Source organism: Pseudomonas sp. B16120 (assembly GCF_044218845.1).
Classification (GTDB): domain Bacteria; phylum Pseudomonadota; class Gammaproteobacteria; order Pseudomonadales; family Pseudomonadaceae; genus Aquipseudomonas; species Aquipseudomonas paracarnis.
Genome location: NZ_CP162588.1, coordinates 1069172 through 1093504 on the forward strand (window position 1 = coordinate 1069172; position 24333 = coordinate 1093504).

The window sequence follows — 24333 nt, forward strand, 5'->3', positions numbered from 1 at the left end:
CGACGTCTATCGGGGCATTTTTTTTGCGTGAAGGATATGGATGAAAGTCGCGCCAGAACGGTGATCGTACAACCACCATGGGCTATGATGCGGTCTTTAGTTCGTCGAGAAAGATGGTTCATCATGGAAAACGCCAGCGCCGCCCCACGTCTTCCCCGCAAGCGCCGCAGCCTTGCCCAGGAATTGGTCACGGTGTTGTCCGAGCAGATCCGCGATGGCCAGCTCAAACGCGGCGACAAGTTGCCCACCGAGTCGGCGATCATGGACGCCCATGGCGTCAGCCGGACGGTGGTGCGTGAAGCCATCTCGCGCCTGCAGGCGGCGGGGCAGGTCGAGACTCGCCATGGTATCGGCACCTTCGTGCTGGACACGCCAAGCCCCAGCGGTTTTCGCATAGACCCGGCCACGGTGGTGACCTTGCGTGATGTGCTGGCGATTCTGGAGTTGCGTATCAGCCTGGAAGTGGAGTCTGCGGGCCTCGCGGCGCTGCGTCGCAGCGATGAGCAACTGGCGGCCATGCGTGCGGCCCTCGATGCCTTGAATGAAAGTGCGGCCCACGCCGGCGATGCGGTGGCGTCGGACTTTGCCTTCCACCTGGAAATTGCGCTGTCTACCGGCAACCGCTACTTCACCGACATCATGACCCACCTGGGCACCAGCATCATTCCGCGTACCCGCCTGAATTCGGCGCGCCTGGCCCATGATGACCAACAGCACTACATGAGCCGCTTGAGCCGCGAACACGAAGAAATCTATGAGGCGATTGCCCGCCAGGATTCGGATGCGGCACGGGCGGCGATGCGCTTGCATTTGACCAACAGTCGCGAGCGACTGCGCCATGCCCATGAAGAGGCAGAGGCGCAGCGGGGCTGATCGTTCCCACGCTCTGCGTGGTAACGCCTCTATGGACGCTCCGCGTCCCGATGCGCGTGAATTTCTCAAGCCCTCGCAGGGTGACGCGGAGCGTCATAGGCTGTATTCCCACGCAGAGCGTGGGAACGATCATGCCAGCCGTTAGTTGGCGGGTTGGTTTGGCTTGTAGTCCTTAAGCAACAAGTACGTACTCCATCCCCACCAATCATTGGTCCAGTGCTTGTCGTTCAAATCGTTGACGTCCTTGCGCCGCAGCACCTTGTCCCCCTCTATCTTGAACAGCGGCGAGAAGTTATTCGCCGGGTTCTGCGCGGCGTTCAGGTCGGGCACATACAGCGGTGCCTTGAACTCGGCCGGGGAGGGCGCGATGCCGCTGATGAAGGTTTCGAAGATTTCATCTGCCGAGGCCTGTACCGCCCGTTTGACCTGCACGCGATTGTCGGCGTCAATGCTGTCGAAGTAGCGCTTGTCGCCGTAGGCATGCCACTGAGCGCCCATGGCATTGCGCACCTTGAGCCCGAATTTACTGTCTTCATCGTGCATGAAGCGGCTGATCAGCGAGCCGAGTTCTCCAGGCGTCACCACCGCTGCCAGTTGTTTGCGCGGTACCCGCAGGTGGCCGGCGGAAAACAGATCGGTCAAAAAGTGATCGGCAAAGCTGTTCATGGCGTAAGCCAATTCCAGGGCCTGGTCGGTGCCGGTCTGATGGGCCACCACTGCCTGTTGCAGTGCTGCCGTATGGCCGGCCATGTAGGCCGACAAGGCCCACTCACCGAAGTGGTCGGCGTTGTCGGCTGCCAGTTTCAAGTAGCGGCCCAGTGGCACGAGGGCCGAAACAGCGCTGCCGCCGCCGGTGATGCGGTTCCACTCCTCGGACAACGTATCACCCAGGGCGTCGTAGGCTTCGTGCGGCTGTTTGCCGTCCTTGATCGCCTGGTTGACGGCGTTGATCTCCTTTTGCATCACCGCCAGGATCTTCTGCGCTTCTTGCCGTGAAGCGGGCAACACGGCGAGAGAGTTGAAAGCGGCGGTGAAGCGTTGCACGCGCTCGGACGGGGAGTTGCCATCGCTGATCGGTTGGCCGGGGATGCTATAGAAGTCGCCGCCCAGGGCGATTACTTGACCATAGGTCAGCGCGAGCCCGTTGGGCAGGTGCAGTTCGACTTGGCGCGCAGGGATGGCCGGGGCGTCCTTGCTGAAGCGAAGCAGGGTGTCATCGCCGATGGCGGTGTGTTCACCGCCTTCGAAGCGCAGGGTTGGCGGGTTTTTTTCGGGTGCTGCGAGTTCAAGACCTGACATGTTAGCTCCTTGCTATGTCGTAGGAATCTTCCGTGATAACTGTATACATATACAGTTATATGGATCATAGGTGAGAAATTTCCTACGTCAAGAGCCGCGTCTTAAGCCTTCGCAGGAGTACGCCGGATGAATTGCAGTTGACGAATTTATTTATAGTTGTACGATGACGTACGACATCATCAAAACCAACAACAACCTTTCGTTAGAAAGTCTTCGCCCAGGGTGTTCGAATAATGAATCCACAAGAACTGAAGTCCATCCTCTCCCACGGTCTGCTGTCTTTCCCGGTGACCGATTTCAACGCCCAGGGTGATTTCCACCAGGCGGGTTACATCAAGCGCCTGGAATGGCTGGCCCCTTATGGCGCCAGCGCCTTGTTCGCCGCGGGTGGCACAGGTGAGTTTTTCTCCCTGGCGGCCAGCGAATATTCCCAGGTGGTGAAAACCGCCGTGGATACCTGCGCGTCCAGCGTGCCGATCCTGGCCGGTGTGGGCGGTGCTACCCGCCAAGCCATCGAGTACGCCCAAGAGGCCGAACGCCTCGGCGCCAAAGGGTTGCTGCTGCTGCCGCACTACCTCACCGAAGCCAGCCAGGACGGGGTTGCCGCCCACGTTGAAGCCGTGTGCAAGTCGGTCAAGATCGGCGTGGTGGTGTACAACCGCAATGTCTGCCGCCTGACCGCACCGCTGTTGGAGCGCCTGGCCGAGCGCTGCCCGAACCTGATCGGCTACAAGGATGGCCTGGGCGATATCGAGTTGATGGTGTCGATCCGCCGTCGCCTGGGCGACCGTTTCAGCTACCTCGGTGGTTTGCCGACTGCAGAGGTTTACGCCGCAGCCTACAAGGCCCTGGGCGTGCCGGTGTACTCCTCGGCGGTGTTCAACTTCATCCCCAAGACGGCGATGGATTTCTATCACGCCATTGCCCGCGAAGATCACGCCACCGTCGGCAAGATCATCGACGATTTCTTCCTGCCGTACCTGGATATCCGTAATCGCAAGGCCGGTTACGCGGTGAGCATCGTCAAGGCCGGTGCGAAAATCGTCGGTTATGACGCCGGCCCCGTGCGCACGCCACTGACCGACCTGCTGCCGGAAGAGTACGAAGCCCTCGCCGCGCTGATCGACAAGCAAGGCGCGCAATAAATTATCCACAAGGCCGCTGAGCAATCAGCGGCCTTTTGCGTCAGGAGAAGATTCGTGTCCCAAGCAAAGCGTTTTGAGAACTACATCAATGGCCAATGGGTAACCGGCGCCGACTACTGCACCAACATCAACCCCTCGGATGTGTCCGACGCCATTGGCGAATATGCCAAAGCCGACGTGGCCCAAGTCAACGCGGCCATCGACGCTGCCCGCGCCGCGTTCCCGGCGTGGTCCACCTCCGGTATCCAGGCGCGTCACGATGCGCTGGATAAAGTCGGCAGCGAGATTCTCGCCCGTCGTGAAGAACTCGGCACCCTGCTGGCCCGCGAAGAGGGCAAGACCCTCCCCGAAGCCATTGGTGAAGTGACCCGCGCCGGCAATATTTTCAAATTCTTCGCCGGTGAGTGCCTGCGCCTGTCGGGCGATTACGTGCCTTCGGTGCGCCCGGGCATCAACGTTGAAGTGACCCGCGAAGCCCTCGGTGTGGTGGGCCTGATCACCCCGTGGAACTTCCCGATCGCCATCCCCGCGTGGAAAATCGCTCCGGCGCTGGCCTACGGCAACTGCGTGGTGATCAAGCCTGCCGAACTGGTGCCGGGCTGTGCCTGGGCCTTGGCCGAAATCATCTCCCGCGCCGGCTTCCCTGCCGGTGTGTTCAACCTGGTGATGGGCAGTGGCCGTGTGGTCGGCGACGTGCTGGTCAACAGCCCGAAAGTCGATGGCATCAGTTTCACCGGGTCTGTGGGTGTTGGGCGTCAGATCGCCGTCAGCTGTGTATCGCGCCAGGTCAAGGTGCAGTTGGAAATGGGTGGCAAGAACCCGCAGATCATTCTCGACGATGCCGACCTCAAGCAGGCTGTCGAGCTGTCGGTACAGAGTGCGTTCTACTCCACCGGCCAGCGTTGCACCGCCTCGAGCCGCTTGATTGTCACCGCGGGGATCCACGACCAGTTTGTCGCCGCCATGGCCGAGCGCATGAAGTCGATCAAGGTCGGCCACGCTTTGCATAGTGGTACCGACATTGGCCCGGTGGTGTCCCAGGCCCAGTTGGATCAGGACATGAAATACATCGACATCGGCCAGAGCGAAGGCGCCCGGCTGGTGAGCGGTGGCGGCCTGGTCACCTGCGACACCGAAGGCTATTACCTGGCGCCCACACTGTTTGCCGACAGTGAAGCGGCGATGCGCATCAGCCGTGAAGAGATCTTCGGCCCGGTGGCCAACGTGGTGCGCGTGGCGGACTACGAGGCGGCGCTGGCCATGGCCAATGACACCGAGTTCGGCTTGTCGGCCGGCATCGCCACCACCTCGCTCAAATATGCCAACCACTTCAAGCGCCACTCCCAGGCTGGAATGGTGATGGTCAACCTGCCGACGGCGGGGGTGGACTATCACGTTCCATTTGGTGGCCGTAAGGGCTCATCCTACGGTTCGCGTGAGCAAGGTCGCTATGCGCAAGAGTTCTACACCGTGGTGAAAACCAGCTACATCGGTTCGTAACACGCAGCACCCCGTGGCACCGGCTCCAGGTGGGAGCTGGCTTGCCTGCGATAGCCTCACCTCGGTCTCGCTGACACACCGAGGTGCCTGCATCGCGGGCAAGCCCGGCTCCCTCATAGTGCGGTTTCCACGGCAAAAAAATAATTACCCGCAAAAAAAATAATTAGTGGGAGTACTTCTACATGCAAGCGACCAAGCCGACCCACGTCCGCTATTTGATCCTGCTCATGCTGTTCCTGGTGACCACGATCAACTACGCCGACCGGGCCACCATCGCTATCGCCGGCTCCAGCCTGCAAAAAGACCTCGGTATCGACGCGGTCACCCTCGGTTATATCTTCTCTGCATTCGGTTGGGCCTACGTGGCCGGGCAAATTCCCGGTGGCTGGCTGCTCGACCGTTTCGGCTCGAAAAAAGTCTATGCCCTGAGCATCTTCACCTGGTCGCTGTTCACCGTGCTGCAAGGCTATGTCGGTGAGTTTGGCGTCTCCACTGCGGTGGTCGCGCTGTTCATGCTGCGCTTTATGGTGGGCTTGGCCGAGGCGCCGTCGTTTCCGGGAAATGCCCGTATTGTTGCGGCGTGGTTTCCTACGGCGGAACGCGGCACTGCGTCGGCGATCTTCAACTCGGCCCAGTATTTCGCCACGGTGTTGTTCGCGCCGTTGATGGGCTGGATCGTCTATCGCTTTGGCTGGCAGCACGTGTTTATCGTGATGGGCGTGATCGGCATTGTTTTCTCGCTGATCTGGCTGAAAGTTATCCACAGCCCGCGCCAGCATCCGATGATCAACGAGGCCGAGTTCAATCACATCGCCGCCAATGGCGCGATGGTCGATATGGATCAGGACAAGGGCAAGGGTAAGAAAACCGACGGGCCCAAGTGGGATTACATCCGCCAGCTTCTGACCAACCGCATGATGCTTGGCGTCTACCTGGGCCAGTATTGCATCAACGGTATCACCTACTTCTTCCTGACCTGGTTTCCGGTGTACCTGGTGCAGGAGCGTGGCATGACCATCCTCAAAGCCGGCTTCATTGCCTCGTTACCGGCGATCTGCGGCTTTATCGGCGGGGTGCTCGGCGGGGTGATTTCCGACTACCTGCTGCGCAAAGGCCATTCGCTGACCTTCGCACGCAAGGCGCCGATCATCGGTGGCCTGCTGATTTCCAGCAGCATCGTGGCGTGCAATTACGTGGACATCGAATGGATGGTGGTGGGCTTCATGGCCTTGGCCTTCTTCGGCAAAGGCGTTGGCGCATTGGGTTGGGCAGTGGTGTCCGACACTTCGCCGAAACAAATCGCCGGGCTCAGTGGCGGCTTGTTCAACACCTTCGGTAACCTGGCGTCGATCACCACGCCGATTGTGATTGGCTACATCATCAGCACCACCGGCTCGTTCAAATGGGCGCTGGTGTTCGTCGGCGCCAACGCGCTGGTGGCGGTATTCAGCTACCTGGTGATTGTCGGCCCGATCAAGCGCGTGGTGCTCAAGGAGCCGCCCACCAAAGGCCCGGAGTTGACCAACCTTTCCCAAGCGCATTCCTGAGGTTCGTGTGATGCAGTTGATTGAACATGCTGACTCGCCGCGCTCGATCCGTTTGCACGAGCGCGACAATGTGGTGATCGTGGTGAACGATCAAGGGGTACCCGCCGGTACCGAGTTTCCCGACGGCCTGGTCACCGTGGATTTCATCCCGCAGAGCCACAAGGTGACCCTGGAAGACATCCCCGAGGGCGGCCAGATTATTCGCTACGGCCAGACCATCGGTTATGCCCTGGCGCCGATTCCGCGCGGCAGTTGGGTGCAGGAGGACCAGTTGCGCATGCCCACCGCACCGCCGCTGGACAGCTTGCCGCTGTCCACCGAGGTGCCTGAAACCCAGGCGCCCCTGGAGGGGTTTACCTTCGAGGGCTATCGCAATGCAGACGGCACCGTGGGCACGCGCAATATCCTCGGCATTACCACCACCGTGCAATGCGTGACCGGCGTGCTGGACCATGCGGTCAAGCGCATCAAGGACGAGTTGCTGCCCCAGTACCCGCATGTCGATGATGTGGTGGCGCTGACCCACAGCTACGGCTGCGGCGTGGCGATTACGGCGACGGATGCCTATATCCCCATCCGCACCGTGCGCAACCTGGCGCGCAACCCCAACCTGGGCGGCGAGGCCTTGGTGATCAGCCTGGGCTGCGAAAAGCTTCAGGCAGGGCAGGTGATGCACGATAACGACAGCTCCGTGGACCTGAGCGAGCCATGGCTGTATCGCTTGCAGGATTCCAGCCACGGCTTTACTGAAATGATCGAGCAGATCATGGCCCTGGCCGACGTGCGCTTGAAAAAACTCAACCAGCGTCGCCGCGAAACCGTGCCGGCCTCCGAGTTGATCCTGGGCATGCAGTGCGGCGGCAGCGATGCGTTTTCCGGCATCACCGCCAACCCGGCGCTGGGGTATGCCTCGGATCTGTTACTGCGCGCCGGCGCGACGGTGATGTTTTCCGAAGTGACTGAAGTGCGCGATGCGATTTACCTGCTGACCTCACGCGCGCAGAACCAGGACGTCGCCCGCGAGCTGGTCAGGGAAATGGACTGGTACGACCGTTACCTGGCCAAGGGCGAGGCAGACCGCAGCGCCAATACCACGCCGGGTAACAAGAAGGGCGGGCTGTCGAATATTGTCGAAAAGTCGTTGGGCTCCATCGTCAAATCCGGCAGCAGTGCCATCAACGGCGTGCTTGGCCCTGGTGAGCGCTTCAAGGAAAAGGGCCTGATCTTTTGCGCCACACCGGCCAGTGATTTTGTCTGCGGCACCTTGCAACTGGCGGCGGGGATGAACCTGCACGTGTTCACCACCGGGCGCGGCACGCCATACGGGCTGGCGATGGCGCCGGTGGTGAAGGTCTCCACCCGCACCGAGCTGGCCCAGCGTTGGCCGGACCTGATCGATATCGACGCCGGGCGCATTGCCACGGGGCGGGCGAGTATCGAGGAGTTGGGCTGGGAGCTGTTCCACTTCTATCTGGATGTGGCCAGCGGCAAGAAGCAGACCTGGGCAGAGCGGCACAAGCTGCATAACGACATCACGCTGTTCAACCCGGCGCCGATTACCTGAGACCAGGCGCTAACCTGTGGGAGCTGGCTTGCCTGCGATAGCGGTGCATCAATTATGAGTGCATCGGCTGACATATTGCCATCGCAGGCAAGCCAGCTCCCACATTTGAATGGCGTTGCCCACACGAACCCGCTCGGACTGGCTTATCATTAGCCAACTAACGACGCCCACCAAGGTTCTCCCCGGCATGCTGGCAATCTTCCTCACCACCCTCACCATCACCGCGCCGGTGTTTGCCATGCTGTTCCTGGGCGTGTTTCTAAAGCGCATCAACTGGATCAATGACAACTTTATCCACACCGCATCGTCCCTGGTGTTCAACGTCGCCATGCCGGCGCTGCTGTTCCTTGGCATTCTGCATGCCGACCTGCACTCGGCGCTCAAGCCGGGGTTGCTGATCTACTTTTGCGTCGCCACCTTGGTGAGCTTTGCCATGGCCTGGGGCTGGGCAATCTTTCGTTGCAAGCGCGAAGACCGAGGCATCTACGCCCAAGGCGCGTTTCGTGGCAATAACGGGGTCATCGGCCTGGCGCTGGCGGCCAGTATGTACGGCGACTACGGTATATCGCTGGGCGCGATCCTCGCCGCGCTGGTGATCCTCTTTTACAACACGCTGTCGACCATTGTGCTGGCGGTCTATAGCCCAGTGATCAAGTCCGACCCGTGGAGCATCTTCAAAAGCGTATTGGCCAACCCGCTGATTATCAGCGTGATCGTCGCCACGCCGTTCGCGTACTTCCAGATCGGCGTGCCCGGCTGGCTTGAGAAATCCTTGCAGTACCTGTCCGACACCACGCTGCCGTTGGCGTTGATTTGCATCGGCGGCACCTTGTCCATGGCCGCGCTGCGCAAGAGCGGCAACATGGCGTTGAGCGCGAGCCTGATGAAGATGATCTGGCTACCAGTGATCGCCACGTTGGGCGCTTGGTTGCTGGGGTTCCGAGGGCCGGAGTTGGGGATTCTGTTTCTGTATTTCGGCGCGCCCACGGCCGCCGCGAGCTTTGTGATGGCCAGGGCGGCGGAGGGTAATCATGAGTTGGCGGCCGCGATTATCGTGATCACCACGTTGATGGCGGCGGTGACCACGAATATCGGGATTTTTGTGTTGCAGGCGGGTGGTTGGATCTGAAATAGGCGGGCAGCTTGAGGCCCCATCGCAGCGATGCGGCGACCCGACAAGCCAGCTCCCACATGTGGATGTGTGAATACTCTCAAGTGTGGGAGCTGGCTTGCCTGCGATAACTATCTGGCAGTCACTGCTGATCCGCCTGATACGCCTCAATCACTTCCTGCGCCGCCCGAAACGCATCAATCGCCGCCGGCACCCCGGCATACACCGCGCAATGCAGCAGCGCTTCGCGGATCTCCTCCACCGTACAGCCATTATTCAGTGCACCGCGCACATGGCCCTTGAGTTCCTGCGGGCACTTGAGGGCGGTGAGGGCGGCGAGGGTGATCAGGCTGCGGGTCTTGAGCGGCAAACCCTCGCGGTTCCAGACGCTGCCCCACGCGTGCTCGTTGACGAAGTCCTGCAGCGGCTGGGTGAACGCCGTGGCATTGCCCAGGGCGCGGTCGACGAACGCATCGCCCATGACCTGGCGACGTACTTCAACCCCGGGTTTTTTCTGATCGGTCATTGCGATTCCCTCTTGTGTTGGCGGTGCCAGGCGCGCAGTGAGGTGAACAACAGCAAAACCACTAACGCTGGCAGGACGTAATACAGCATCAATTGTTCAAGCTTGTTGGCCAGCGGCATGCCCGTGGTGAAGGCCATGACATGCAGCCCGTACGCCAGGTACAGCCCCAGCAGCACCAGCCCTTCGATACGTGTTACCCGATAGCCGGTATAGAACACCGGCAGGCACAGGATGATGGCGCCGAGCATCACCGGTAAATCGAAGTCCAGGGCGTTGGGTGATACCGAAAGCGGTGTCGGCGCCACCAGTGCGGTAAAACCCAGCACGCCGAGCAGGTTGAACAGGTTGCTGCCGATCACGTTGCCTACGGCAATCTCCCGTTCGCCACGCAACGCGGCGATCAGCGACGTGGCAAGGCACGGCAGCGAGGTGCCGACGCCGATCAACGTGAGGCCGATGACGCGCTCCGACAATCCGAGATCGCCCGCCACCTCCACCGCTGCGCCGAGCAACAAATGCCCGGCGAGCACCAGCACCAGCAAACCGCCGAGCATCAGCAGCACACTGCTCAGCCATGGCGCCTTCGCCACGGTGTCCAGAGTGCGCGGGCGGCGGGAATGACGTGTCTGGTAGTGCAATACGCCTAGGTAGGCCACCAGCGCCACCAGCAGCACGGCGCCATCGAAGGGCGTCAGTATTTCATTGGCGGCGAGGATAAACACCAGCAGGCCGGCGACGATCATCACCGGGATATCCACGCGCACCAGCTGCCGCGAGACCCGCAGCGGAATGATCAGTGCGGACAAACCCAGGGTCACAAGGATATTGAAGATGCTGCTGCCGATGACGCTGCCTACGGCAATGTCCGTGTTGCCGGCCAGCGTGGCCTGAAGACTGACGGTCATCTGTGGCGCACTGCTGCCGAAGGCGACGATGCTCAAGCCGATGATCAGTGGCCGCACCTTGAGGCTCGCCGCCAGGCGTACCGCGGCGCGTACCAGGATTTCAGCGCCGATGATCAGCAAGATCAGGCCGCCCACCAGTTCGAGCAGGCTCCAGGGTGAGAGGGCGTTCAATCCGAAAATGCTCAAGGCTGCCTCGATCAGTTGTTCAGGGCTTGCACGCGTACCCGTGCGGTACCGCTGCGCAGCATGCGCAACTGCTCGGCAGCCTTGCGTGAAAGGTCGATCAGGCGCCCACGGGTATGCGGGCCGCGATCAGTGATACGCACCACGACAGAACGGTTGTTGTCGAGGTTGGTCACCTTGACCTGGGTGCCGAAGGGCAGGCGCCGATGGGCGGCGGTCAAGGCGTTCTGGTTGAAAGGTTCACCGCTGGCGGTTTTCTTGCCATGGTGCTTGGCGCCGTAATAAGACGCGGTGCCGGTTTCGTCGTAGCCGTTGGGGTCGATGAGGCCGCTGGCGCAACCGGCCAGCAGGGAGGACAGGGCCAGGAGGCCGAGTAGACGCTTCATTGTCAGGAAGTCCCAGATGTAAATGTGGGAGCTGGCTTGCCTGCGATAGCATCGGCTCGGTGTAACTGAAACACCGAGGTGCCTGAATCGCAGGCAAGCCAGCTCCCACAAAAGGTCGGGGTGTAGGTGAAACTCCACTCCGACCATTTCACTGCAATCAGCCTTCGAGCTTGCTTTTGAGCAGTTCGTTCACCTGTTGCGGGTTGGCTTTGCCCTTGGAGGCTTTCATCGCCTGGCCGACAAAGAAGCCGAACATCTTGCCGCGCTTGGCTTCGTCTGCCGCACGGTATTGCTCGACCTGCTCGGCATTGGCCGCGAGCATCTCATCGAGCACGGCCGAGATGGCGCCGCTGTCGGTGACTTGCTTGAGGCCACGCTTCTCGATGATCTCGTCGGCATTGCCTTCACCGGCAGCCATCGCTTCGAACACGGTCTTGGCAATTTTGCCGGAGATGGTGTTGTCCTTGATGCGCAGCAGCATGCCACCCAGTTGTTCGGCGGTGACCGGCGCTTCGTCGATTTCCAGGCCTTGTTTGTTCAACAGGCTGCCCAGCTCGACCATCACCCAGTTGGCCGCCAGCTTGGCGTCGCCGGCAATGCTCACGACTTTTTCGAAGTAGTTGGCTTGTTCACGGCTGGAGGCCAGGACGCTGGCATCGTAGACCGACAGGCCGAACTGCTCCTGGAAGCGCTCGCGTTTTTGCTGCGGCAGTTCCGGCAGGGTGGCGCGGATGTCATTGAGGAAGGAATCCTCCAGCACCACCGGCAACAGGTCCGGGTCGGGGAAGTAACGGTAGTCGTTGGCTTCCTCTTTGCTGCGCATGGCGCGGGTTTCGTCTTTGTTCGGATCGTACAGGCGCGTTTGCTGGATCACCTTGCCGCCGTCTTCGATCAGCTCGATCTGGCGACGTACTTCGCTGTTGATCGCCTTCTCGATGAAGCGGAACGAGTTGACGTTCTTGATCTCGCAGCGGGTGCCGAACTCGACCTGGCCCTTTGGGCGGATCGACACGTTGCAGTCGCAACGCAGCGAGCCTTCGGCCATGTTGCCGTCGCAGATGCCCAGGTAGCGCACCAGCGCGTGGATGGTCTTGACGTAGGCCACGGCTTCCTTGGCGCTGCGCATGTCCGGCTCGGACACGATCTCCAGCAGCGGCGTGCCAGCACGGTTCAGGTCGATACCGGTAGCGCCCGGGAATTCTTCGTGCAGGCTTTTGCCGGCGTCTTCTTCCAGGTGCGCACGGGTGACGCCGACGCGCTTGATGGTGCCGTCTTCCAGGGGAATGTCCAGGTGGCCCTTGCCGACAATCGGCAGTTCCATCTGGCTGATCTGGTAGCCCTTGGGCAGGTCCGGGTAGAAGTAGTTCTTGCGCGCAAACACGTTGTGCTGGCCGATCTCGGCGTCAATCGCCAAGCCGAACATCACGGCCATGCGCACCGCTTCCTGATTCAGCACCGGCAGCACGCCGGGCATGCCCAAGTCGACCAGGCTGGCCTGGGTATTGGGTTCGGAGCCGAACGTGGTGGCGCTACCGGAGAAAATCTTCGATTGGGTGGCGAGCTGGGTATGAATCTCCAGCCCGATCACAACTTCCCATTGCATAGTGTTCTCCTCAGAAGCCGGTAGGGGTGCGGGTGTGCCAGTCGGTATTCAACTGGTACTGGTGCGCCACATTGAGCAGGCGGCCTTCCTGGAAATACGGGGCGAGCAATTGCACGCCCACCGGCAGGCCATCGACGAAACCTGCGGGCATGGACAAGCCCGGCAAGCCCGCGAGGTTGGCGGTGATGGTGTAGAGGTCTTCCAGGTACTCGGCGATCGGGTCGCCGGTCTTGGCGCCGATCTTCCACGCCAGGTTTGGCGCGGTCGGGCCGAGGATCACATCGACTTCTTCAAAGGCGGCCATGAAGTCGTTCTTGATCAGGCGACGGATTTTTTGCGCCTTGAGGTAGTACGCGTCGTAGTAGCCGGCGGACAGGGCATAAGCACCGACCATGATCCGGCGCTGCACTTCACTGCCGAAGCCTTCGCCGCGGGAGCGTTTGTACAGGTCGGTGAGGTCTTTCGGGTTCTCGCAGCGATAGCCGAAGCGCACGCCGTCGAAACGCGACAGGTTGGAAGAGGCCTCTGCTGGCGCGATCACGTAGTAGGCGGGAATCGCGTGCTGGTTGTTCGGCAGGCTGATTTCCTTGATCACGGCGCCAAGCTTTTCGAGCTCTTTGATGCTGTTTTGCACCAGTTCGGCGATACGCGGGTCGAGGCCAGCGCTGAAGTATTCCTTCGGCACGCCGATGCGCAGGCCCTTGATCGAGGTGTTCAGGCTGGCGCTGTAGTCCGGCACTGGCTCGTCGATGCTGGTGGAGTCCTGTTTATCGAAGCCTGCCATGCCTTGTAACAATATTGCGCAGTCTTCAGCCGTGCGTGCCAGAGGGCCGCCCTGATCGAGACTTGAGGCGTAGGCGATCATGCCCCAGCGGGAAACGCGACCGTAGGTCGGCTTCAGGCCGGTTAGGTTGGTGAAGGCGGCTGGCTGGCGGATCGAACCGCCGGTATCGGTGGCGGTAGCGGCCGGCAGGAAGCGCGCGGCCACGGCCGCCGCCGAACCACCGGACGAACCACCCGGGACGTGTTCCAGGTTCCACGGGTTTTTCACCGCGCCGTAGTAGCTGGACTCGTTGGCCGAACCCATGGCGAATTCGTCCATGTTGGTCTTGCCAAGGGTCACGGCGCCGGCGGCGGCCAGCTTGGCGACCACAGTGGCGTCGTAGGGCGCCTTGAAGTTGTCGAGCATCTTCGAGCCGCAGCTGGTGCGAATGCCCTGGGTGCAGAACAGGTCCTTGTGGGCGATCGGTGCGCCGAGCAGCGCACCATTCTCACCGTTGGCGCGACGGGCGTCGGCGGCCTTGGCCTGGCTCAGGGCCAGCTCCTCGGTGAGGCTGATGAAGCTGTTGACCTTCGGATCGAGCGCGGCGATACGCGCCAGCAAGGTCTGGGTCAGCTCTTCGGAAGAAAACGATTTGTCGGCGAGACCGCGGGCGATCTCGGCCAGAGTCATGTGATGCATGAAAGGCTCTTTCCCTTTAGTCGATGACTTTCGGAACCAGGTACAGGCCGTTTTCGACCGCTGGCGCGATGGACTGGTAGGCCTCGCGATTATTGCGTTCGGTCACGACGTCTGCGCGCAGGCGCTGGCTGGCTTCCAGTGGGTGAGCCAGGGGCTCGATGCCGTCGGTATTCACGGCCTGCATTTGGTCGACCAGCCCGAGAATGCTGTTCAGGGCTGCGGTGGTCTGTGGAAGATCGGCATCATTAAGGCCAAGCGAGGCCAAATGTGCGATTTTTTCCACGTCGGAGCGTTCAAGCGCCATGGGATTCTCCAGTGGAAAACAGAACGGAGGGCGTCCGTGTGTTAGATTGTCGGAACACTACCGCATTTCTACGGTCATAAGGCCGCGATTGTGGGGGTTGGTGCACAGAAAGTCGGCCAATTTAGCACATTGGCGCCTTGCCCAAAATCCCTGTCGTTGTTAGAGTTTGCCGCACTTTTTTACCCACGCGTTGCCTAGGGTCCTTTCCCCATGTTCAAGAAACTGCGTGGCATGTTTTCCAGCGATCTCTCCATTGACCTGGGCACTGCCAACACCCTTATTTACGTGCGCGAGCGCGGAATCGTTCTGAATGAGCCATCGGTTGTGGCCATTCGGACCCATGGTAATCAGAAAAGTGTCGTTGCCGTTGGCACCGAGGCCAAGCGCATGCTCGGCCGTACACCAGGCAATATTGCTGCCATTCGTCCGATGAAGGATGGCGTGATCGCCGATTTCAGCGTCTGCGAAAAGATGCTGCAGTACTTCATCAACAAAGTTCACGAAAACAGTTTCCTGCAGCCCAGCCCTCGCGTGCTGATCTGCGTTCCGTGCAAGTCCACCCAGGTGGAGCGTCGTGCCATCCGTGAATCGGCCCTTGGCGCCGGTGCCCGTGAAGTATTCCTCATCGAAGAGCCGATGGCGGCTGCGATCGGTGCCGGCCTGCCGGTGGAAGAAGCGCGCGGTTCGATGGTGGTGGATATCGGTGGTGGTACTACCGAAATCGCCCTGATTTCCCTGAACGGTGTGGTGTATGCCGAATCCGTGCGCGTGGGCGGCGACCGCTTCGACGAAGCGATCATCACTTATGTGCGTCGTAACTACGGCAGCCTGATCGGCGAATCCACCGCCGAGCGCATCAAGCAGGAAATCGGCACCGCTTACCCAGGCGGCGAAGTGCGCGAAGTCGATGTGCGCGGTCGCAACCTGGCCGAAGGCGTTCCACGTGCCTTCACCCTGAACTCCAATGAAGTGCTGGAGGCTCTGCAAGAGTCCCTGGCCACCATCGTTCAGGCTGTGAAAAGTGCCCTGGAGCAATCGCCGCCGGAGCTGGCTTCCGATATCGCCGAGCGTGGCCTGGTACTGACCGGTGGTGGCGCCTTGTTGCGCGACCTCGACAAGTTGCTGGCCCAGGAAACCGGCCTGCCGGTGATCGTCGCCGAAGACCCGTTGACCTGCGTTGCCCGTGGCGGTGGTCGTGCGCTGGAAATGATGGATAAACACACCATGGACCTGCTCTCCAGCGAATAAGATTGCCTGGATGGTTCATGCTTCGTCGGCAGGCAGCACTTTGCAGTGCTGCCTGTTGGCGTTTATCTTCTTCAATCTGCATCCAGGCCGGTTTGATGCCGTATGAATAAAGAGAACATTTGCCTGGGAGGAGCGGCTTATTAAACCGCTTTTCGCCAAAGGCCCCTCATTGGGTGTGCGCTTATTGGTGCTGACCGTGCTTTCGGTCGCGCTGATGGTGGTCGATGCCCGCTTTGCACTGCTCAAGCCGGTGCGCAGCCAGATGTCGCTGGTGTTGATGCAGACCTACTGGATCACCGACCTGCCGCAACGTCTCTTCCAGGGCGTGTCCAGCCAATTTGGCAGCCGCACCGAACTGGTCGCCGAGAACGAAAAACTCAAGACTGAAAACCTGCTGTTGCAGGGGCGCATGCAAAAGCTGGCGGCCCTCACCGAGCAGAACGTTCGGCTGCGCGAGTTGCTCAATTCTTCCGCACTGGTCAACGAAAAGGTCGAAGTGGCCGAACTGATCGGTATGGACCCCAACCCCTTTACCCACCGCATCATCATCAACAAGGGTGAGCGCGACGGTGTGGTGCTTGGTCAGCCGGTGCTCGACGCCCGTGGCCTGATGGGCCAGGTGGTGGAGTTGATGCCCTACACCTCGCGGGTGCTGTTGCTGACGGACACGACCCATAGCATTCCGGTACAGGTCAACCGTAACGGTTTGCGCGCGATTGCCAGCGGCACCGGTAACCCGGAACGCCTGGAACTGCGCCATGTGGCCGACACCGCTGACATCAAGGAAGGCGACCTGTTGGTCAGCTCTGGCCTGGGCCAGCGCTTCCCGGCGGGTTATCCGGTGGCGACGGTCAAAGAGGTGATCCACGATTCCGGCCAGCCGTTCGCTATCGTTCGGGCGGTACCGACTGCCGCGCTGAACCGCAGCCGTTACCTGCTGCTGGTGTTCAGCGACAACCGCACCCCGGAAGAGCGCGCTAACGACGCTGCCCAGGCCCAGGAAGCGGAGGACCAGCAGAATGGCACCGCGCCTATCGTGCCGGCCACGGTGCCAAAACCTGCTTTTGTTGGTCCGCCTGCACCCGCGCCAGCCACGTCACCTGCACCGGCAGCACCTGTGGCAACGCCGGCCAAACCTGCCGCGCATAACGCGCGCCCGGCTAAACCGACCGCCGCTCCGGCCACCACACCGCAGAGGGGGGACTAATGGCGGGTACTCATTCACGCAATGGCTGGATCGTCTGGCTGACCTTCGCCATCGGCTTGCTGCTCAGCGTTTCGCCGCTGCCGCAGTTCATGGAAATCCTGCGCCCGCTCTGGCTGGCCTTGTTGCTGGCGTTCTGGTCGTTGAACCTGCCGCACAAGGTGGGCATGGTCACGGCCATGTGCCTGGGGTTGGCCGAAGATGTGCTGTATGGCACCTTGCTGGGCCAGAACGCGTTGATCCTGACACTGATTACCTTCCTGGTGCTGTCGTTGCAACAGCGCCTGCGCATGTTCCCGATGTGGCAGCAGTGCCTGGTGATCCTGGTGATCTTCGGCCTGGCGCAGTTGGTGCAACTGTGGCTGAGCGCCTTGACCGGCAACCGTCAGCCTACGCTGGCGTTGGTCTTGCCGGCGCTGGTCAGTGCATTGTTGTGGCCCTGGATCAGTTTTGGCCTGCGCGGGCTGCGTCGGCGCTATAAAATCAATTGAATGGTTGCGAGGCTCTGCCTGGTTATCGAACTCAACAGGGAGAGGCTGCAATGAATTCGCTTTACCTGGCCTCGGGCTCCCCGCGGCGACGTGAGCTGTTGACCCAGATCGGTGTGCCCTTCACCGTGGTCAGCGCCGCTATTGATGAAACCCCTCTTGTCAACGAGCCTGCCGTTGCCTATGTCGAGCGCCTTGCGCGCGGCAAGGCGACGGCGGGTTTTATTGCGCTTGGCCAAACCTTGGGCGCCTGTGTATTGGGCGCCGATACGGCTGTGATCGTGGATGGCCAGATCCTGGGCAAGCCCGTTGACCAGGCCGATGCGCTGGCGATGCTGATGGCGCTTTCCGGTCGAGAACATGAAGTGCTCACCGCCATTGCCCTGACTGACGGCCAGCGTTGCGAAACCCGATGTGTAAGCAGTCGTGTACGTTTTCGCGAGGTGTCTGTTCAGGAGGCTACCGCCTACTGGCACAGTGGCGAACCGCAGGACAAGGCCGGCGGCTATGCTATCCAGGGGTTGGGTTCGGTGTTCGTTGCCGGGCTCAATGGCAGTTATTCCGCGGTGGTGGGCCTGCCTGTGTGCGAAACCGCGCAACTCCTGGCGCAATTCGGCATACCCTGTTGGCAAAACCTTACCGTGTGCTGAACGCCGTATTCCAGCGCCAAGCCTTAAGCGACCGGTCACTATTGTGAAAACGCCTGAACGAGACCCAGCCATGAGTGAAGAGATTCTGATCAATATCACGCCGATGGAATCGCGCGTGGCGGTGGTAGAGAACGGTGTTCTGCAAGAAGTGCATGTCGAACGCACCCAAAAGCGCGGGATCGTCGGCAATATCTACAAAGGCAAGGTGGTGCGTGTATTGCCGGGCATGCAGGCGGCCTTCGTCGACATCGGCCTGGACCGTGCAGCGTTTATCCATGCCTCGGAAATTTCCCTGCGCGAGGGCCCTGCGGTGGAAAGCATCAGCGCTCTGGTGCACGAGGGCCAGAGCCTGGTGGTGCAAGTCACCAAGGACCCTATCGGTTCCAAGGGCGCCCGCTTGACCACCCAGTTGTCGATTCCCTCGCGCTACCTGGTGTACATGCCGCGCACTGCCCATGTGGGCATTTCCCTGAAGATCGAAGATGAAGCCGAGCGCGAGCGCCTGAAGAAGGTGGTCAGCGACTGCGTCGCCGCCGAGGGCATCAAGGAAGCGGGTGGGTTTATCCTGCGCACCGCCGCAGAAGGCGCTGGCGCTGACGAGATCCTCATGGATATTCGCTACCTGCGGCGCCTGTGGGATCAGATCGACGCGCAGATCAAGACCATCGGCGCGCCCAGCGTCATCTATGAAGACCTTGGCCTGGCGCTGCGCACGCTGCGCGACCTGGTCAGCCCGAAGATCGAGAAAATTCGCATCGACTCGCGGGAAACCTTCCAGCGCACCACGCAATTTGTCGCTGAGTTGATGCCAGAAATCGCCGATCGCCTGGAACACTACCCCGGCGAGCGGCCGATATTCGACCTGTATGGCGTCGAAGACGAAATCCAGAAAGCCCTGGAACGCAAGGTGCCACTCAAGTCCGGCGGCTACCTGGTGGTAGACCCGGCAGAAGCCATGACCACCATCGACGTCAATACCGGCGCATTCGTGGGCCATCGCAACCTTGAAGAGACCATCTTCAAGACCAATCTCGAGGCGGCTACCGCTATTGCCCGCCAACTGCGCCTGCGCAACCTGGGCGGCATCATCATCATCGACTTCATCGACATGGAAGATGAAGAGCACCAGCGCCAGGTGCTGCGTACGCTTGAGAAGCAACTGGAGCGCGATCACGCCAAGACCAACATCATCGGCATCACCGAGTTGGGCCTGGTGCAGATGACTCGCAAGCGCACGCGTGAAAGCCTGGAACAGGTCCTGTGCGAGCCGTGCAGCAGTTGCCAAGGGCGCGGCAAACTGAAGACCCCGGAAACGGTTTGCTACGAGATTTTCCGCGAGATCCTGCGGGAGGCACGCGCCTATCAGGCCGAAGGTTATAGAGTACTTGCCAATCAGAAAGTGGTGGATCGCCTGCTGGACGAAGAGTCCGGTAACGTCGCCGAACTGGAAAGTTTTATCGGTCGCACGATTCGCTTCCAGGTCGAAACCATGTATTCCCAGGAACAATACGACGTGGTGTTGCTCTGATCCCCAACTGTGCACTTTCTTCGAGACCGGCAGACCTTGATCTGCCGTCCGCTAACTGTTTTTTGAGGGTCGCCTGACATGGAGCGTCTGATACGCTTTTTTGCCGCTTTGACCCGTTGGGGCCTGGGCCTGTGTGCGTTGTCGCTGGTATTGGCGGCGGTGTATGTGAGCCTGGGGCGCGAACTCACCCCGCTGGTGGCTGAATACCGCGCCGAAGTCGAGGCCAAGGCCCAGGCTGCGCTGGATACGCCGCTGCACATCGGTAGTCTTGAAGGCCGTTGGAGCGGGTTTGCCCCGGTATTGCTGGCCCACGACGTCATGGTCGGCGAGGGCAGCAGTGCCTTGCGCCTGGACCAGGTGGAAGTGGTGCCGGATATGTGGGCCAGCCTGATGGCCCGCGAAGTGCGTATCGCCCATCTGCAAGTCAGTGGCTTGCAACTGAGTGTCAAGGAGAACCAGGACGGCCGCTGGACCCTGCAAGGCTTGCCGGTGCAGGACGACCAGCCGTTGGACCCGCAACAACTGCTGACGCGCATGCAAATGGTCAAGCGCGTGTCGGTGCTGGACAGCCAGGTGACCCTGCAACCCTTCGACCAGGCACCAGTGACCGTGACCTATGTGGGCCTGAGCCTGCATACCGGCATGAGCCAGCAGCGTCTGGACGCTCGCCTGACATTGCCCGATGGCCAACCGTTGGCGGTCAGCCTGCGCAGCCGCATTCGCGCCAGTCAGTGGAAAGACGCTGAGGTCGATGCCTACCTGAGCCTGCCGCAAAGCGACTGGGCCAAGTGGATTCCCGCCAGGCTGACCCAGCAATGGAAGCTGACGCAATTGAAGGCCGGCGGTGAGTTTTGGCTCAGTTGGGCCAAAGGCACGGTGCAAAGCGCGGCGGTACGCCTCAATTCGCCCCAAGTGAAGGGCAGCTACGCCGACCGTAAGCCGGTGCACCTTGAAAACCTGTCCCTGACCGCCTACCTGCAACGCAGTGACACTGGCCTCAAGGTGCTGTTTGATTCCCTGGCGATGAACATTGGCGAAACCCGCTGGGAATCGCGCCTGCAATTGCAGCAAAACCTGGCGACCGACAAAGAACAGGAGGTGTGGAAATTGCAGGCCGACCGTCTCGACCTGGCCCCCATTACCCCGCTGCTCAACGCCTTGGCGCCGCTGCCGGACGGTTTCGCCAAGGCCGTCGAACACCTCAAAGCCACTGGCCTGTTACGCAATGTGCTGGTGGACTTCCGACCGCAAGACACCACCGACCGAAAACTCAGTTTTGCCGCCAACCTGGAACGTGTCGGCTTCGATGCCTACTTTGGCGCGCCAGCCGCACGCAATGTGTCCGGCAGCATCAGTGGCGACCTGGGCCAGGGCGAATTGCGCATGGACAGCAAGGACTTTTCCTTGCATCTGTATCCGATCTTCGCCAAGCCGTGGCAGTACATCCAGGCCAATGCACGCCTGACCTGGAAGCTGGACAAGCAAGGCTTCACCCTGATCGCCCCATATATCAAGGTACTGGGCGAGGAAGGCAAGGTGGCGGCGGACTTCCTGATTCGCCTGCATTTCGACCACAGCCAGGAAGACTACATGGACCTGCGGGTCGGCATGGTCGATGGCGATGGCCGTTTCACCCCCAAGTACCTGCCCGCCGTGTTGAGCCCGGCGCTGGATGAGTGGTTGCGCACAGCGATCCTCAAGGGCGCGGTGGACGAAGGCTTCTTCCAGTACCAGGGTTCGCTCAGCCACAATGCACTGCCCGCGTCGCGCAATATCAGCCTGTTCTTCAAGGTGCATGATGCCGAACTCGCCTTCCAGCCGGGCTGGCCTCATGTGAACAAGGTCAATGGCGAAGTGTTTGTCGAGGAGAGCGGCGTACGCATTCTGGCGAGCAAGGGCCAATTGCTCGACACCCAGGTCAAGGATGTCTACGTCAATATTCCCCACGCCCCAGCGGGCGGCGACAGCCATCTGCTGCTCACGGGCGGGTTCTCCGGCGGTTTGGGCGACGGCCTCAAGATCCTTCAAGAAGCCCCGATTGGCACGGCGTCTACGTTCGCTGGCTGGAAAGGCGAGGGCGACCTGCAAGGTAGCCTGGACCTGGACGTACCGCTGGCCAAAGGCACTGAGCCCAAGATCGTGGTGGACTTCAAGACCGACAAAGCGCGCCTGCAATTGGCGGAACCGCCGCTGGACCTGACCCAGCTCAAGGGTGATTTTCGCTTCGACAGCGCCAAGGGCCTGAGCGGGCAGAAGATCTCGGCCCAGGCGTTCGACCGCCCCATCACGGCGCAGATCTTTGCCGAAGGCAAACCGGGTAATATCAGCACGCGGGTGACTGCCAATGGCCAGGTCACCGTCAAGCGCCTTACGGACTGGTTGAAAATCAGCCAGCCGTTGCCGGTCTCCGGCGATATTCCGTACCAGTTGCAAGTGATCCTCGACGGCGCGGACAGCCAATTGATGGTCAACTCCAACCTCAAGGGTGTCGCGGTGGACCTGCCGGCACCGTTCGGCATGCCGGCCAGCCAGGGACGTGACAGCACCTTCCGCATGACTTTGCAGGGCGCTGAACGCCGTTACTGGTTTGATTACGGCGAGCTGGCTAACTTCACCTTTGCTGCGCCGCCGGACAAGTTCAATGATGGCCGCGGCGAATTGTTCCTCGGCGATGGTGATGCCGTGTTGCCCGGTGCCAAAGGCCTGCGCATTCGTGGCGTGCTGTCGGAACTGGATATCGATCCCTGGAAGAAACTCGTGGATCGCTACGCGGGCAATGATCCAGGTGGCAACGCCAAGCAACTGCTCAGCGGTGCGGACTTCAAAGTGGGCAAGCTGACCGGGTTTGGTACCCAGTTTGACCAGGTCAGCTTGCAGCTCGATCGCAAACCAGCGGCCTGGGGCCTGCAACTCGATAGCCAGCAAGCCAAGGGCGCGGTGAACCTGCCGGACGCCAAAGGCGCGCCGATTGCGGTCAACCTCAAGTATGTGAAATTGCCTGCGCCAGACCCGACCGCGCAGGCGGACGAAAACGCGCCGGACCCGCTGGCCGATATCGACCCAAAAAGCATTCCGGCACTGGATATTGCCGTCGACCAGCTGTTCCAGGGCTCGGACCTGATCGGGGCCTGGTCGCTGAGAATCCGCCCGACCGCCAAGGGCCTGGCCTTCAATAACCTCGACCTTGGCCTCAAGGGCATGCTGCTCAAGGGCGCTGGGGGTTGGGAAGGTGCGCCAGGCGCCAGCAGCAGTTGGTACAAGGGCCGCCTCGATGGGCGCAACATTGCCGACGTGCTCAAGGGCTGGGGTTTTGCGCCTACGGTGACCAGCGAAGACTTCCATCTGGACGTGGATGGCCGCTGGCCGGGGTCGCCGGCCTGGGTCGGGCCCAAGCGGTTTTCCGGCAGCCTGGATGCCGCGTTCCGTAAAGGTCAGTTCGTTGAAGTGGAGGGCGGGGCCCAGGCATTGCGAGTGTTTGGCCTGCTTAACTTCAACTCCATTGGCCGGCGTTTGCGTTTGGACTTTTCCGACTTGTTCGGCAAGGGCTTGAGCTACGACAGGGTCAAAGGCTTGTTGGCCGCCAGTAATGGCGTGTTCGTGACCCGCGAGCCCATCACCATGACCGGGCCTTCCACCAATCTGGAGCTTAACGGCACCCTGGATCTGGTTGCCGATCGCGTCGACGCCAAATTGCTGGTCACCTTGCCTGTGACCAACAACCTGCCGATTGCGGCGCTGATTGTCGGTGCGCCGGCCATTGGTGGTGCGCTGTTTTTGATCGACAAGCTGATCGGTGACCGGGTTTCGCGCTTCGCCAGTGTGCAATACAAGGTGCAAGGCCCCTGGAAGGATCCAAAAATCACCTTCGACAAGCCATTTGAAAAGCCAAACTGAGAGCCTGTGGAGTAGCATGGCCCCATGCCCTGTATGGAGTGTCGGCCCATGTCCTTTGCGGTAATTCAAATGGTCAGCCAGAGTGACGTGCTGGCCAACCTCGCCCAGGCGCGTCGCCTGCTGGAGCAGGCGGCGGCCGATGGCGCGAAACTCGCGGTGCTGCCAGAGAATTTCGCCGCCATGGGGCGCCGCGATGTGGCCGACATTGGCCGCGCCGAGGCGTTGGGGCAAGGCCCTGTGCTGCCCTGGTTGAAACAGGCCGCCCGCGACCTCACCTTATGGATAGTGGCCGGCACATTGCCGTTGCCGCCCAAGGACCAGCCCCATGCCAAACCCAATGCTTGCTCGCTGCTGATCAACGATCAGGGTGAAATAGTCGCTCGCTACGACAAACTCCACCTGTTTGATGTGGACGTAGCGGATGCTCGCGGTCGTTATCGCGAATCTGACGACTATGCTTTCGGTAACCAGGTGGTGGTGGCGGATACGCCGGTGGGCCGTGTGGGGTTGACGGTGTGTTACGACCTGCGTTTCCCCGAACTGTACAGCGAGTTACGTGCGGCGGGAGCTGAACTGATTACCGCGCCCTCGGCCTTCACGGCAGTGACCGGGGCTGCGCATTGGGATGTGCTGATTCGCGCACGTGCCATCGAAACCCAGTGCTACCTGCTGGCAGCTGCCCAGGGCGGTGTGCACCCAGGCCCACGGGAAACCTTTGGCCACGCGGCGATTGTCGACCCTTGGGGCCGAGTGCTGGCGCAACAGGATCAAGGCGAGGCGGTGTTACTGGCCGAACGCGATAGCAGTGAACAGGCGTCGATACGGGCGCGCATGCCGGTGGCCAATCACCGGCGCTTTTTCTCGCAGGGCGCGCAGCGGCCTGCTTCAGAACGATGAATTTAAGGCCAAACCT

At 60.9% G+C, this 24333-nt stretch carries 20 protein-coding genes; 13 read left to right on the forward strand and 7 right to left on the reverse strand.

Going from position 1 to position 24333, the window contains the following annotated elements; genetic code table 11:
* Positions 1-123: 123 nt before the first annotated feature.
* Positions 124-873, forward strand: coding sequence for a FadR/GntR family transcriptional regulator (locus tag AB4P90_RS05185; protein WP_003188534.1), 750 nt, complete (start codon positions 124-126; stop codon positions 871-873).
* A 141-nt stretch (positions 874-1014) separates the two neighbouring features.
* Here the strand turns inward: AB4P90_RS05185 and AB4P90_RS05190 are convergent, their stop codons facing one another.
* A complete protein-coding gene (locus AB4P90_RS05190) occupies positions 1015-2172 on the reverse strand; it encodes a phospholipase (RefSeq protein WP_395605715.1) in 1158 nt (385 codons plus the stop codon).
* Positions 2173-2405: 233 nt separating this feature from the next.
* On the opposite strand from AB4P90_RS05190, the gene kdgD reads away from it, so the two are divergent.
* The 5 genes from kdgD to AB4P90_RS05215 all read left to right on the forward strand — a co-directional run bounded on the left by kdgD (position 2406) and on the right by AB4P90_RS05215 (position 9057).
* The gene (gene kdgD / locus AB4P90_RS05195; RefSeq protein WP_003188537.1) at positions 2406-3317 is read left to right on the forward strand and encodes a 5-dehydro-4-deoxyglucarate dehydratase; all 912 of its coding nucleotides are present in this window, start codon (positions 2406-2408) and stop codon (positions 3315-3317) included.
* A 54-nt stretch (positions 3318-3371) separates the two neighbouring features.
* Entirely contained in the window at positions 3372-4817 is a 1446-nt protein-coding gene (locus AB4P90_RS05200) for an aldehyde dehydrogenase family protein (protein ID WP_395605716.1), read from the forward strand.
* A gap of 182 nt (positions 4818-4999) precedes the next feature.
* Entirely contained in the window at positions 5000-6364 is a 1365-nt protein-coding gene (locus AB4P90_RS05205; RefSeq protein ID WP_014716915.1) for an MFS transporter, read from the forward strand.
* Between the two features lie 10 nt (positions 6365-6374).
* Positions 6375-7928, forward strand: a complete 1554-nt coding sequence (garD, locus tag AB4P90_RS05210) for a galactarate dehydratase (RefSeq protein WP_019816962.1) — start codon at positions 6375-6377, stop codon at positions 7926-7928.
* Between the two features lie 187 nt (positions 7929-8115).
* Positions 8116-9057 (forward strand): AEC family transporter, encoded by a 942-nt coding sequence (locus AB4P90_RS05215; protein ID WP_003188544.1) that lies wholly within the window; start codon positions 8116-8118, stop codon positions 9055-9057.
* A gap of 124 nt (positions 9058-9181) precedes the next feature.
* On the opposite strand, the gene AB4P90_RS05220 is transcribed toward AB4P90_RS05215, so the two are convergent.
* The 6 genes from AB4P90_RS05220 to gatC all read right to left on the reverse strand — a co-directional run bounded on the left by AB4P90_RS05220 (position 9182) and on the right by gatC (position 14408).
* Entirely contained in the window at positions 9182-9565 is a 384-nt protein-coding gene (locus AB4P90_RS05220; protein WP_014716917.1) for a carboxymuconolactone decarboxylase family protein, read from the reverse strand.
* A complete protein-coding gene (locus tag AB4P90_RS05225) occupies positions 9562-10641 on the reverse strand; it encodes a calcium/sodium antiporter (RefSeq protein WP_395606084.1) in 1080 nt (359 codons plus the stop codon). The genes AB4P90_RS05220 and AB4P90_RS05225 overlap by 4 nt, the downstream gene beginning before the upstream one ends.
* Before the next feature lie 26 nt (positions 10642-10667).
* Positions 10668-11039 (reverse strand): septal ring lytic transglycosylase RlpA family protein, encoded by a 372-nt coding sequence (locus AB4P90_RS05230; RefSeq protein ID WP_014716919.1) that lies wholly within the window; start codon positions 11037-11039, stop codon positions 10668-10670.
* A gap of 157 nt (positions 11040-11196) precedes the next feature.
* Positions 11197-12642 (reverse strand): Asp-tRNA(Asn)/Glu-tRNA(Gln) amidotransferase subunit GatB, encoded by a 1446-nt coding sequence (gene gatB, locus AB4P90_RS05235; RefSeq protein ID WP_005784800.1) that lies wholly within the window; start codon positions 12640-12642, stop codon positions 11197-11199.
* Between the two features lie 10 nt (positions 12643-12652).
* Positions 12653-14104 carry an Asp-tRNA(Asn)/Glu-tRNA(Gln) amidotransferase subunit GatA gene (gatA, locus tag AB4P90_RS05240; protein WP_014716920.1) on the reverse strand — a complete coding sequence of 484 codons (1452 nt, stop codon included), beginning with the start codon at positions 14102-14104 and terminating at the stop codon, positions 12653-12655.
* 16 nt (positions 14105-14120) lie between these two features.
* On the reverse strand, positions 14121-14408 hold the full coding sequence (gatC, locus tag AB4P90_RS05245) for an Asp-tRNA(Asn)/Glu-tRNA(Gln) amidotransferase subunit GatC (protein WP_003188556.1): 288 nt from the start codon (positions 14406-14408) through the stop codon (positions 14121-14123).
* 210 nt (positions 14409-14618) lie between these two features.
* Between gatC and mreB the strand changes: the two genes are divergently transcribed.
* The 7 genes from mreB (at position 14619) to AB4P90_RS05280 (ending at position 24317) form a co-directional block, all read left to right on the forward strand.
* Positions 14619-15656: a rod shape-determining protein MreB gene (gene mreB, locus AB4P90_RS05250; RefSeq protein ID WP_002555108.1), complete on the forward strand. Its 1038-nt coding sequence runs from the start codon at positions 14619-14621 to the stop codon at positions 15654-15656.
* A gap of 169 nt (positions 15657-15825) precedes the next feature.
* Positions 15826-16863 (forward strand): rod shape-determining protein MreC, encoded by a 1038-nt coding sequence (mreC, locus tag AB4P90_RS05255; protein WP_020301269.1) that lies wholly within the window; start codon positions 15826-15828, stop codon positions 16861-16863.
* Positions 16863-17351 (forward strand): rod shape-determining protein MreD, encoded by a 489-nt coding sequence (mreD, locus tag AB4P90_RS05260; protein ID WP_003188558.1) that lies wholly within the window; start codon positions 16863-16865, stop codon positions 17349-17351. The genes mreC and mreD overlap by 1 nt, the downstream gene beginning before the upstream one ends.
* 50 nt (positions 17352-17401) lie before the next feature.
* A complete protein-coding gene (locus AB4P90_RS05265) occupies positions 17402-17998 on the forward strand; it encodes a nucleoside triphosphate pyrophosphatase (RefSeq protein ID WP_103451294.1) in 597 nt (198 codons plus the stop codon).
* A gap of 70 nt (positions 17999-18068) precedes the next feature.
* Entirely contained in the window at positions 18069-19526 is a 1458-nt protein-coding gene (gene rng / locus AB4P90_RS05270; RefSeq protein ID WP_003188562.1) for a ribonuclease G, read from the forward strand.
* A 78-nt stretch (positions 19527-19604) separates the two neighbouring features.
* Positions 19605-23420, forward strand: coding sequence for a YhdP family protein (locus tag AB4P90_RS05275; RefSeq protein WP_395605717.1), 3816 nt, complete (start codon positions 19605-19607; stop codon positions 23418-23420).
* A gap of 48 nt (positions 23421-23468) precedes the next feature.
* Complete coding sequence (locus AB4P90_RS05280; protein ID WP_014716924.1) at positions 23469-24317, forward strand: carbon-nitrogen hydrolase family protein; 849 nt, start codon at positions 23469-23471, stop codon at positions 24315-24317.
* The last annotated feature ends 16 nt before the right edge of the window (positions 24318-24333 follow it).